This window comes from Pseudobutyrivibrio sp. MD2005 (assembly GCF_000621865.1).
Lineage (GTDB): Bacteria > Bacillota > Clostridia > Lachnospirales > Lachnospiraceae > Pseudobutyrivibrio.
This window is the reverse complement of sequence record NZ_JHXE01000015.1, coordinates 112,502-124,054: the sequence shown is the minus strand read 5'-3', so window position 1 is coordinate 124,054 and position 11,553 is coordinate 112,502. Positions and strand designations below refer to the sequence as shown.

The window sequence follows — 11,553 nt, the reverse complement described above, 5'->3', positions numbered from 1 at the left end:
TAATCCTCTCAATTTGTTCTAGCTTTTATATTATTATCTATATCTTCACATACAACTATGAAATTATTATTTATATCATAGTTTGAATATCTAAGTATCTTAATTCCTAAATCAGATAAATATTTATCCCTAACTAAATCAGCGGAATGCCCTTCAGCTTCATAGTGTTGATTTCCATCAAGTTCAATAACTATTTTTGCACTAGGACAATAAAAATCTACTATATATTTATCAAACACTTTTTGTCTTTTTATTGTAACAGGATAAGACTTTAAAAAGTCATACCAAAGATGTCTCTCCTCTTTTGTCATATCTTTTCTAAGTGATCTAGAATATTGTTTTAATTTAGGGTCTATTTTAGGCATATTATTCCTTTCATTGCGGCATTATCCTACCCTCATCAGTCAGCTGCGCTGACAGCTTCCCCCTAAAGAGGGAAGCCTTCTGACACTGCAAGTAACCCAAACTCATTGGAATACAACATGCACTCTATCTTGATTCTTTCCTGAGCTCTGAAGTCCAGATAAAACAGAATCTTTTCTAAAACTATATCCATTGTTGCTTTAAGAAGGCCCGCATCTTCTATAATGTGCAGAGCTTCTTCAGTATTTAGACAATCAAGTATTTTTCGAGCCAAATCAGCATCGGCTCCTGCTCTTATGGCACAACTGGCTAGGATTTCCATTCGGGAATCTGCTTCGTGGGAATGAGTATTCATAATACCACCTGCCACCTTGACCAGCTTTCCAATATGTCCTGTGATACACATACATTCAAAGCCCATGTTGCAAACCATGTCCACAGTCTCGCCTATGAAGTTTGAACACTTTACACTTTTATCCAAATCATAGTTGTAATTGTCTTTCATAAACTTCAAGCCATAGTTGCCTGGGGTTACAAATACAGTCTTGTTCCCCAAAGCCTTCTTTTGGGAAAGCTCAACTTTAATTGTATCAACAAGTGCTTTTGCACTCATAGGCTCTACTATACCTGTAGTGCCAAGAATGGAGATGCCTCCCACTATTCCAAGTCTAGGATTAAAGGTACGGGCAGCCAGCTCTTCACCTTCTGGCACCGATATCTCTACCGTAAGCTTTCCGCAGTAATCAAAAAGACTACAAACTTCAAGCACTTCCTTTTCAATCATCTCCCTCGGAACATGATTGATTGCTGCATTGCCCACAGGCTGATCAAGCCCTGGGAGAGTCACCCTGCCAACGCCTGTTCCACCATCAATTACTATATGAGCCCTTCCTGTATCCTTTGACTCCAGTGCAGAAACTGTGGCCACCACATGGCTTCCTGTTGTAACATCCGGATCGTCTCCTCCATCCTTTATCACAGCACAGCTGACGCTACTTTCCTGCCTGTCGATATCTACGATTTTTGCATTAAACATAACCCCGGCAGGAGTCTCTATTTCAATATTTAGCTTTTCAATTCCAGACAATAGCATATAAGTTGCCGCTTTTGCTGCGGCTGCCGCACAACTGCCTGTGGTGAAGCCTTTTTTCATATAAGCCTCCCTTAGATATTATAGATTAACGCATTTACGATAGCGGCAGCTATGTTACTACCACCCTTACGACCTCTATTAATGATATAAGGTACATCTGAATTCAAAAACAGCTCCTTGGCTGCTTCTACATTTACAAAACCAACAGGCACCCCTATTACAAATTCTGGTGTAAACTTGCCTTCTTCCATCATTTCATAAAGAGAGATTAAAGCTGTTGGTGCATTACCAATAGCAAAAATAACCGGCATATTTAACGCAGCAGCCCTTTCCATAGAAACTGTAGCCCTGGTAACCTGTCTTGCTTTGGCTTCTGATGCCACATCCTCATCTGCCATAAAGCAGTGTACCTGTCCGCCATAAGTGGCAAGGCGCTTTTTATTAATTCCAGATAATGCCATATTTGTGTCAGTCACAATATGTGCACCGGATTTGATAAGTTCCTTTGCTTTTGCTATTGCACCATCTGAATAACACATGGTACTTGCATAATCAAAATCAGCACTTGTGTGAATTACACGCTTAGTAACCGGCTCCTGCTCTTTGTCTAATGTAATTCCCATTTGTGACAGTTCCTGCCCTATTATTTCAAAACTTCTTTTTTCTATTTCATTTGGTAAAACATATTCTATATTCATTGTTCATCCTGCAATATGCCATAAATCATATCCATATCAATGTTGTTACGTACTGCTTCAGCCAGCTTGTCATACTCGGATTCCTTCATGGCCATGTAATCCATCTTTAGATTATCAAATAGATTGACTCCTTTTTTGTCTGCTATAGCCTTCACCAGCTTTAATGCCAAATCTCCATTGTCAAATACTCCGTGGACATAAGTTCCAAACACATTATCATTTTGGATTGCTCTCACTTCTTTGCCATTTACAGTAGAGGCGCCATTATGAATCTCATATCCTATAAACTCCTCTCCCGAAAGGCTTGAAAACACATCAGACATATTTTCAAACTTTCCTGTAGTCTGACTTCTGTGTTTCTCATTCATCAGTGTCGTTTTCATTGGAAGAAGCCCCAATCCACTTATGTGTCTAGCTTTTTCTGACTCTACCTTATTTGGATCATAGATAGACTCTCCTAACATCTGGAACCCACCGCAGATACCAACTACCGGTCCCTTCTTAGCAAAAGATTTAACTTTTGCAGCCATTCCGGATTCAACCATCCAACGCATATCAGAAATTGTATTTTTACTTCCAGGCAAAATTACAATGTCTGCACAATCAAGCTCATAAGGCGATGTAATAAATCTTACATTCACGCCTTCTATGCTCTCAAACGGAGCAACATCTGTGAAATTAGATATCTTCGGAAGGCGAATAACCGCAATATCAATTACGTTAGCCTGGCTATCAGTGTCTCTATTATCTAATCTTTCACTTAAGCTATCTTCATCATCAATCATGAGCTTTACATATGGAATGGTTCCAATAACAGGAACATTTCCTTTTTCCTCAAGCATATCAATACCTGAATCCAGCAAGCTCTTATCGCCTCTAAATTTATTAATAATAAGCCCCTTTACACGAGCTCTTTCGTCTTCTTCTAATAATTCAAGTGTACCTAACAGCTGAGCAAATACACCGCCTCTATCAATATCTCCAACCAGTAACACAGGTGCATCTACCAGCTTTGCCATTCCCATGTTTACAATATCATCAGCCTTAAGATTGATTTCTGCTGGACTGCCTGCTCCCTCAATCACAATCACATCTGCCCATTCAGCAAGCTTATTAAAGGCCTCCTTTATATCTCCCACAAGATTCTTCTTGTAGGCAAAATACTCTCTGGCCTTCATATTGCCGATAACTTCGCCATTAACAATAACCTGCGAACCCACATCATCTGTTGGCTTTAAAAGGATTGGATTCATGTATACACTTGGCTTTACTCCGGCACACTCCGCCTGCATTACCTGAGCCCTGCCCATCTCAAGCCCCTCATCTGTAACAAAAGAATTGAGTGCCATATTCTGCGATTTAAAAGGCGCAACCTTATATCCATCCTGTTTAAATATTCTGCACAATCCACCAACAATTAGACTCTTGCCTACATTGGACATTGTGCCCTGTACCATAATTACTTTAGCCATTAAATCAACCTCGTAAGTGAGTTTGCGTAATTCCACAGACCTTCACACAATACGCTTCCTGTGCCTGACTCCATTTTATACATTACTTCAAGATTGGCTCCTGTGATGACTTCCTTTGGCGTTCCTGTCACAAAAACCTTATCTTTCGAAACTCCTACAACCTTATCTGCAATTGCAGGAACAAACTCCAACTCATGTATAGACATCAAAATGGCAATGTGTTTTTCCTTTGCCATCTTTTTTATTACTCTTAAAATATCCAGCTTATATTGTAAATCCAAAAATGATGTAGGCTCATCCAGGACCATTATGCCTGTCTCCTGACAAATAGCTCTCGCCAGCATAATACGCTGTCTTTGACCATCACTGATTTTTGAAAAATCCTTTGCCGCTATTTCAGCCGCTCCAACCAAATCTATGGCGTTATTAACAGCTGTTATATCCTTTTCTTCCAGTAAGCCCATGCGACCTGTGTATGGGTATCGGCCTGTAGCCACCACATCAAAGCATGTCATAAGCTCAGGATGAATTCGTTCTGTCATCACCATTGATATAGCTTTTGCCACATCAGCTTCAGACATATCACTTTCATCTTCACCATTAACAAACACCCTTCCACCCATCTTTTTCAACTGACCTACAATGGTCTTTAAGACGGTGGATTTTCCTGCTCCATTAGCTCCGATAAGGCACACGATTTCACCTGGAGCTATAGAAAGATTCACATCCTGTAGTACCACAGTGTTTTTGCCATATCCTACTTTTAAATTGTCTAAGGAAACACTATTATCCACGTGATACCTCCCTTCTTGCCACCAATAGATAAATTACGACTGGAGCAAGAAATACAGAAGTAACTGCACTAATACTGATTTCTGTTGGAGCAAATGCTGTACGGGCTATGCAATCGCATAACAATGTAATGATAGCTCCCCCCAGAAAACAAGCTGGTATCATAACAATTGGCTTAGCAGTTTTCATAAGGCTTCGCATGATATGTGGAACTGCTATTCCAACAAATGATATAGGACCTGCAAAAGCTGTCACTGTTGCAGATAAAATACTTGATAACAAAATCAGAATAACTCTGATACGTTTGATATTAACGCCCATATTTCTGGCATAGTTTTCGCCAAGTTGAAAAGCTCCGATTGGCTTTGACATAAGAAACGTAATTACGATAGTGACAAGAACTATAACAAGTGATACAAAGACATGCTCAAAACTAATTCCCGAAAAGCTGCCTAATGACCAATTGTGAAGATTAACGATATTTGTGTCATCAGCAAATGTAACTACAAACTCAGTGATTGCAGAACAGATATAGCCTATCATTACGCCGCATACTACAAGTAATGACATATTCTTAACCTTTTGAGATAAAAGCATTACCACCCCCATTGCAAGCAATGAGCCAACAAATGCTGAGACAACCATAACAATAGAGCTTATTACTACACCATTTCCAAGTAGAAATACCATGGAAATTGCTACAAATAGTTTTGCGGAAGAAGATATTCCTAAAACATAAGGTCCAGCTATTGGATTACCAAAAAAGATTTGTAGTAAAAATCCTGATACTGATAATGCTCCACCTAAAATGATAGCTGCAATGATTCTTGGTAATCTTATAGACAAGATGATTCTTCCCATGTAAACATCACCTGGATTTAATAGAGACATAAAAATATCTTTCACTGAAATATCTGCACTTCCCACAGCCATTCCAAAAAAGAAACATGCCACCAGGACTATAAGCATCACACAAAAACATATTCTATTTCTTCTTGCGCTCGAAACCATTTTTTCACTCCCTAAGCTCTATGAAACAATCTCCCTCTTCAAAAGAGCCATTTAATATTTGATTTAGCTCCTCTATAAATTCTGCCACATTTGTACTCTTTTGGAAATAACCTTCCCTCAAACAATATACTTTTTTATCTCTCACAGCCTTAAAATCTGCAAGGGTTGATTCTTCTTTTATCAGCTCCTCCACTGAGCCAATTTCACCTTCTATAGTACTGTTGTATATCAATATATCCGCATCTACTGCTCTGATATAAAAATCCTCTGTAGTAATCTTCATAGTAGAAATAGCATTTTCTTCACTAGGTGCTATATCATCCGGCACATAGCTTGCACCTGCCATTCCTATCATTGAAGCAATATAGTCATTTGGCTTTCTAACTACAATCTGACCATTAGAGTTAATGGAGAAAAATGCCACTTTTTTTCCAGTGCCTTCAAGCTTTCCTATTGAACTTACTCTTTCAACCTGATTATCAAAAATCTTGCAGGCCTCTTTTTCTTTTCCGTAAAGAATGCCATATAGCTTTATCCATTCTAATCTTCCAAGAGGATTTGTCTCGTAGCTTGAGCGCTCTACCATCACAGGTATGCCTACCTCTTCAAGCTTTTCCTTCACCTCTGGATTGTGATATATCATTGTGTTTTCAATTGCAAAGTCGCAGCCTGATGCCAAAAGTAATTCATAGTCTGGAGCAGAATACTTTCCGGCGTAGGAAATCTTACCTGCCTTCATCAGCTTTTTAGCCTCAGCAATATCCCAATCCTTAGCTTTTGTTCCTGATAATGTAATATTATCAATTGCCCCTATTTTGCTTACCATATCCATTACAGATGTTGACACAAGATATGTGTGCTCCACATCTGCCAGGTAAACGATATTATCTGAAATCCCATCTGGCTTTTTTGCACCTTCTGAAACAGGACGTAAAAAATACTGTTTATCACTTGTGCTTCCTATTGTGATAAACGCATATTTATTATTGGTGTCATCTATATAAAAATCCACAGAATATTCCTTTGCATATTCCAGCGGATAATTGCTCTCAAATTTCAAATTTCCAAGAGATACTTTAGTATCACCTTCTGTTGATGAAGAAGTAGAATCAGCTTTTACATCCTGTTCTTCAGCACTGGTTCCTGGCGAATATACCGTAATTTCGTATTCTATTTCATGAGGTTGACTCATAGCTGTTGTATCGCCAATAACAGCACATGGAGTATCAAACTGGGAAAATGGTATCGTAAATACGGAATTATCATCAACCCCAGCCTCGTTATCATATCTTGTGTCATCCACAAGCATATAATCATAATTAGAGCTAGACCAAACCAGCCTAACTGTCATTCCTCCTTCAGCCACTACTACTTCTGCCGGTGATTCCACTGTAGCCTTACCACTTCCACCAGTCAACAGCACATCACAGCTGTATGTACCATATTCAATTTTATCTGTACTATCTTCTTTATTAAAAAAGCTGCAGGCTGATAGTACAATAGCCAGCGCTGCAGCAAAAAATAACATTTTTTTCATTTTGTTTTATTATTTCTCTTCTGGATTAGATACTGATACCTTGTGATCGTACCATGTACCCTTTTCTCCAAGAATTGCTAAATCAAAGTCCTTACCTAATGCTTCAACAGGAACATCAAAACCATATACAGTTTCCTTTGTTCCATCAGAATATGTAACCTCATCCTCTGTAGGCTTTAACCAATTAGCCTCATCCTTTTCAGCATCAGCTGCTGTTCCTAGATAAAGGTTTACAATCTTCTTTGATACAAGTGATACATGAATTGTCATCTTGCCATTCTTTACAGTAAGCTCGCCCTTGCCATCAAGTGCTTCGTTTACATGAAACATACTGCTATCTGTTGTGAAATCTGCAAGATATGTGCCATCCTTGAGGTCATCTGTGCTTGCTGCCTCTTTTGGCTCAACACCTGTAGCCTCTGATGTATGAGCTACATAAATAGCCTGAACATCAGCAATCTCTCCAAGACCAGCAATCTGGCACTCTACAGATTCAAAAGAACCATCTGCTTTAAAGAGTGACTTCCAAGAATCCTCATCATCACCTGCCATATCGTTGTTAGCATGATCACCAGCAACAACCATAAGTGGACGAAGAACTACTTTCTTATAACCAGCATCCTTTACTGCAGCAATAATGTTTTCTGCAGATGTCTCCTCTGGCTCACCTTCTACTGTACCAATAAATACATTCTTGTAGCCAAGCTTATCCATCTGTGTCTGCATCTGGCTGTATGTAACCTTTGCAGTATGGCTTGTACCATGACCCATAAATACAAATGCTGTTGAATCAGCCTCTGCATCCTCTAATGTGTCATACTCAGTCTCAGAAACTGCCTCTGCTGTAATAGCCTTTGCAACTGTTTCTTTATCGTTGTTTACTGCACTAGCATCTGCTCCTACCTCACCTAATAATGGCTCAGCGATCTTTACAGAATCAAACTTATCTGCATATTTTTCAACTGTTGCAGTCAACTCATCATATTCTGCACCATGCATTAAATGTGTTGGCTGTACTACCAAATTTTTCACCCCGTTTGAAACAGCTCTATCAAGAGCCTGCTCCACATTATCAATCTTCTCGTTATCACGAGCCTGAATATGATTGATAATAATCTGTGCTGTAAATGCACGTCTTACTGACCAGTCTGGATATGCTGCAGCGATTGCCTTTTCAACACCGCCGATATCAGCTACACGACTGTCATTAAATGATGTACCAAAGCTTACAACAAGAATTTCATTCTCGCCAATATCATCCTGATTTAATGGATCATCCTTTGTAGCATCGCCTGTATCACGTCCAAAATAATCTGGATCTGCATACTCACCTTCAACTAATTCCTTCTGTGCATCTGTAAGAGCATCCCATGCTTCTTTTGCTTCAGCACACTGCTCATCAGTCTTATCAGTGCGTTCCTGTACGTAGATTGCATCAATCAAAGCTGCTACATTATCTGCTGCCACTTGATCATCTACCTCCTCAACTGTCTCCACTGTCTCTTCTGCTGGAGCAGCATTATCTTCTGCCTTGTTTCCACATGCAGAAAATACTAATGCGAATCCTAGTAAAAGGGCCAGCTTGCTAACTAACTTCTTTTTCATCCTAATCCTCCTATGTGATTTATTTTTTGATTTGTCAAACAAAAAGACTGCCATTACAGCAGTCTCAAAATCAATCACAAAACTTGAGGAGTCATAAGGCTCCCTTTGCTTCATAATAATAATGATTCGAGTTCCGCAAATCAAAATTACAAGAAATAGGCAGGTCTCCTGACTTCGATCAACATGCATCTTTTCTTCCCAATTTAACTCAGTGATACAAAAATGCACTCCCTAACACAGTGACGGCTTCGTTCTGGATTCTCACCAGATTCCCTTTTCACCCATGCATTATAAAAACAATAACCTAGGGCACCTAAATCCTATGAATTATAAAATTTCTTTAAGAAAATACCACATTTTATATACTGTGTCAAACCACATCATTCCTTATGCACCGCGCTTATAACCACCTCGATAGCTTTAAATCCTGTAACAGGATTCTCTCCTAATTTTCTAACAAACAAGTTCAAACGAAGATCGCCTTCGGTCATATTTTCAATTAATTCCCATTTATTAACCTCGGTGCACAGATTTATCTTATCCATAAATGTCTGAGCAGGCATTCTCTTCTGTTTAATCAGTTCATTACCTAAATCTTTCTCATCTACATAACCCACTTTTAGAACATAATCAACGAATGTCCTATTGTATCTCATGATGTAAATTCCATCATCTCTGATTTCAAGTATTCCAGTTGGAATCTGTCCAAAGAATTCATCTGATTGCCAATTGTAATCTTTATTAACAAGTGGCTCTACTACATTTATCTTACTAATAGCACTATAGTATTCATTCTCTTCATAGTTCTCTATCTTATTGCCTACCTTAGCACCATAAATCGCATACCACTCCCCTAAAGGAATAGGCTTTGCAAAGAAATATCCCTGCATTTTACTACAACCAATCTCACGCAAAAATTTAACCTGCTCGATTGTTTCAACACCTTCAACAACTGTATCTAAGCCAAGCTTTGTAGCCATATTAATAAGCTCTCGCAAAATAATATGGTTGCGCTTTGACATATTAAATTCTCGCATAAACTTCATATCGAATTTGATCAGATCAAAATCGAATTTCTGAAGCATATTTAATGAAGAATATCCACTTCCAAAATCATCCATCCAGACTTTAAATCCTGCATCATGGAACCTTCTAATCTGAGTGGCTACGAAATCTCCATCCAGGCTGGAAACACTCTCAGTGATTTCTATAGTAATCATCTCTGTAGATATAGTTGAAGCCTTCACTCTCTTCGTTATCTCCTCAACAATATCGCATAGTTCAAAATCATATTTTGAAAGATTGATAGATACTGGTACTATAGGGAAATTCTTTTCAGCCACTTCCTCCAAATCTCTAAGAACGCAATCTAATATAAACAAATCCAGCTTATGAATAAGCTTAGAATCTTCAAGCACATAAATAAAATGATCAGGTGGAATAAGACCTTTTACAGGATCAATCCATCTGGCAAGGGCTTCCTCATCGCAAACAAGCCCATTGACTGAGCGCATAATCTGCTGATAATAAGGACGTATCCAGCCCTCTTCCATAGCTTTTTCAAAATTATTAATTACATATTCGTAGTGAGATGCTGTTGTATGAATGCTCTCATCATAATAAGCAAACTTAGATACATAAGCGCCCTTTTCTCTATCGCTCACGATCTTTGCCCTATCACAACCAGTGCTTGCCGACACATCTTCAAAATCCAATGAATAAATTCCTACATGAACAGGCAATGTCTTGCCCTCATTTGCGAACTTCATATCCTCGAAGATTTTATTCAGAATATCTTCGATTCCTTCCATACTGGAATAAACCGCAAAATGGTCTGAACCCATACGTCCACAATTTTCATTAGGAAAATACTTTTTAAGGATCATGGCAAAAGCCACAATTAGATTATCACCTTCACGTAATCCATATTTTTCATTGAAAAACTTCATACCTGTCAAATCAAAGAAAATTATTCCAGGTGTCTTTCCTTTTTCAATTATCCCAGCCTTGCCTGCATCTGCAAGCTGAAGGAAATATGACATATTAGGCAAGCCAGTAAGAGTATCATAGAAATTATCCCTTATAAGGCTCTCTTTAGTCATCATCCCCTTAAAGTTAGATGCCAGTTTTTCCGTCAAAGAGTTTTCTACATCTTCGCCCATACCCTCAAGCATATAAACAGTGCTTGAAAGCATCGTTCCATCAGATGTGAAGAAGTGCTCGCCATGAGAATGCAGAATTACATACTCTCCAAGAGCATGCGCCAATGTCCTATAAACACAGTCAAAACTATCCCCGCCAAACGCAAACTTATATGCAGCATCTGCCACTCTAGCTTTATCATCCGGATGAGTATCACGATACATATCATTATCTAGAAGCGTTATAACTGCCTCGCGATTCATACCCATAATATTACACATACCATCAGTAACCAGCAGGGTAACCACCCTCTTATCAATAAACTGATAAATCGCCATAGGTATGTTTAATTTTTCAAGTATAGCTCTTTCCTCTTCCCCAAACTGATATCTATCCATTAGATTGTCTCCCGAAAACATTAAGATTTTTAGAATCAATTATCTCCCATAAAACCATATATAGGCATTATAAATAATAATTATGGATATATTGTTAAAACCTATCCCCGCGAGGCTTTTTTCTTTCTCCCAGCCCTGCTCAGTGTACTAGTACTGCTGTAGGCACAGCTCCTCACCCGCCCTGGCTCCTGTGGGCATCGCCTTCAGCATAAGATTATCTAGGTGCCAATGTCGCATTTTTATGGTGTGTGTTCTTTAAATTCTTTGCAATTCTGCCGTCATAGTATGTACCACGCAGACACACCACACGTAATATAACAGTCACCAATACAATCTTAGGAATAATTGCGTGACATTTGTAGTGAACTTAGAAAAATAGAAGCAGATTTTGAAATATATAGCTATACGCCGCCATGGACGGCGGCGTAAGTGCGTAAGCGAC

8 protein-coding genes, 1 pseudogene and 1 riboswitch are annotated in these 11,553 nt (G+C 38.8%); all 9 genes and pseudogenes read right to left on the bottom strand.

The genetic code is table 11. The annotated features are described in order from the left end of the window. Positions 1 to 8 precede the first annotated feature (8 nt). Positions 9 to 365 (bottom strand): endonuclease domain-containing protein, encoded by a 357-nt coding sequence (locus T498_RS0107050; RefSeq protein ID WP_036978037.1) that lies wholly within the window; start codon positions 363 to 365, stop codon positions 9 to 11. Between the two features lie 62 nt (positions 366 to 427). Beyond that, positions 428 to 1,516 carry a cobalt-precorrin-5B (C(1))-methyltransferase CbiD gene (gene cbiD, locus T498_RS0107045; RefSeq protein WP_028235299.1) on the bottom strand — a complete coding sequence of 363 codons (1,089 nt, stop codon included), beginning with the start codon at positions 1,514 to 1,516 and terminating at the stop codon, positions 428 to 430. A gap of 11 nt (positions 1,517 to 1,527) precedes the next feature. Next, positions 1,528 to 2,154: a precorrin-8X methylmutase gene (locus tag T498_RS0107040; RefSeq protein WP_028235298.1), complete on the bottom strand. Its 627-nt coding sequence runs from the start codon at positions 2,152 to 2,154 to the stop codon at positions 1,528 to 1,530. After that, positions 2,151 to 3,626 carry a cobyric acid synthase gene (locus T498_RS0107035; RefSeq protein WP_028235297.1) on the bottom strand — a complete coding sequence of 492 codons (1,476 nt, stop codon included), beginning with the start codon at positions 3,624 to 3,626 and terminating at the stop codon, positions 2,151 to 2,153. Before T498_RS0107035 ends, T498_RS0107040 begins: the two co-directional genes overlap by 4 nt. Continuing rightward, positions 3,626 to 4,420, bottom strand: coding sequence for an ABC transporter ATP-binding protein (locus T498_RS15200; RefSeq protein ID WP_051524652.1), 795 nt, complete (start codon positions 4,418 to 4,420; stop codon positions 3,626 to 3,628). Before T498_RS15200 ends, T498_RS0107035 begins: the two co-directional genes overlap by 1 nt. Beyond that, complete coding sequence (locus T498_RS0107025) at positions 4,413 to 5,429, bottom strand: FecCD family ABC transporter permease (RefSeq protein ID WP_028235296.1); 1,017 nt, start codon at positions 5,427 to 5,429, stop codon at positions 4,413 to 4,415. Before T498_RS0107025 ends, T498_RS15200 begins: the two co-directional genes overlap by 8 nt. 4 nt (positions 5,430 to 5,433) lie before the next feature. Next, on the bottom strand, positions 5,434 to 6,966 hold the full coding sequence (locus T498_RS0107020; protein WP_028235295.1) for an ABC transporter substrate-binding protein: 1,533 nt from the start codon (positions 6,964 to 6,966) through the stop codon (positions 5,434 to 5,436). Between the two features lie 414 nt (positions 6,967 to 7,380). Then, positions 7,381 to 8,571, bottom strand: a pseudogene (locus T498_RS0107015) (sirohydrochlorin cobaltochelatase); the annotation flags it as partial. Positions 8,572 to 8,712: 141 nt separating this feature from the next. Continuing rightward, positions 8,713 to 8,903, bottom strand: a riboswitch (cobalamin riboswitch). 48 nt (positions 8,904 to 8,951) lie between these two features. Further along, on the bottom strand, positions 8,952 to 11,111 hold the full coding sequence (locus tag T498_RS15195) for an EAL domain-containing protein (RefSeq protein ID WP_051524650.1): 2,160 nt from the start codon (positions 11,109 to 11,111) through the stop codon (positions 8,952 to 8,954). Positions 11,112 to 11,553 lie beyond the last annotated feature (442 nt).

Excerpts from the sequence above, each read along its gene's own strand:
- T498_RS0107050 (WP_036978037.1), bottom strand. The coding sequence starts at position 365 with ATGCCTAAAATAGACCCTAAATTAAAACAATATTCTAGATCACTTAGA.
- cbiD (WP_028235299.1), bottom strand. The coding sequence starts at position 1,516 with ATGAAAAAAGGCTTCACCACAGGCAGTTGTGCGGCAGCCGCAGCAAAA.
- T498_RS0107040 (WP_028235298.1), bottom strand. The coding sequence starts at position 2,154 with ATGAATATAGAATATGTTTTACCAAATGAAATAGAAAAAAGAAGTTTT.
- T498_RS0107035 (WP_028235297.1), bottom strand. The coding sequence starts at position 3,626 with ATGGCTAAAGTAATTATGGTACAGGGCACAATGTCCAATGTAGGCAAG.
- T498_RS0107025 (WP_028235296.1), bottom strand. The coding sequence starts at position 5,429 with ATGGTTTCGAGCGCAAGAAGAAATAGAATATGTTTTTGTGTGATGCTT.
- T498_RS0107020 (WP_028235295.1), bottom strand. The coding sequence starts at position 6,966 with ATGAAAAAAATGTTATTTTTTGCTGCAGCGCTGGCTATTGTACTATCA.
- T498_RS15195 (WP_051524650.1), bottom strand. The coding sequence starts at position 11,111 with ATGGATAGATATCAGTTTGGGGAAGAGGAAAGAGCTATACTTGAAAAA.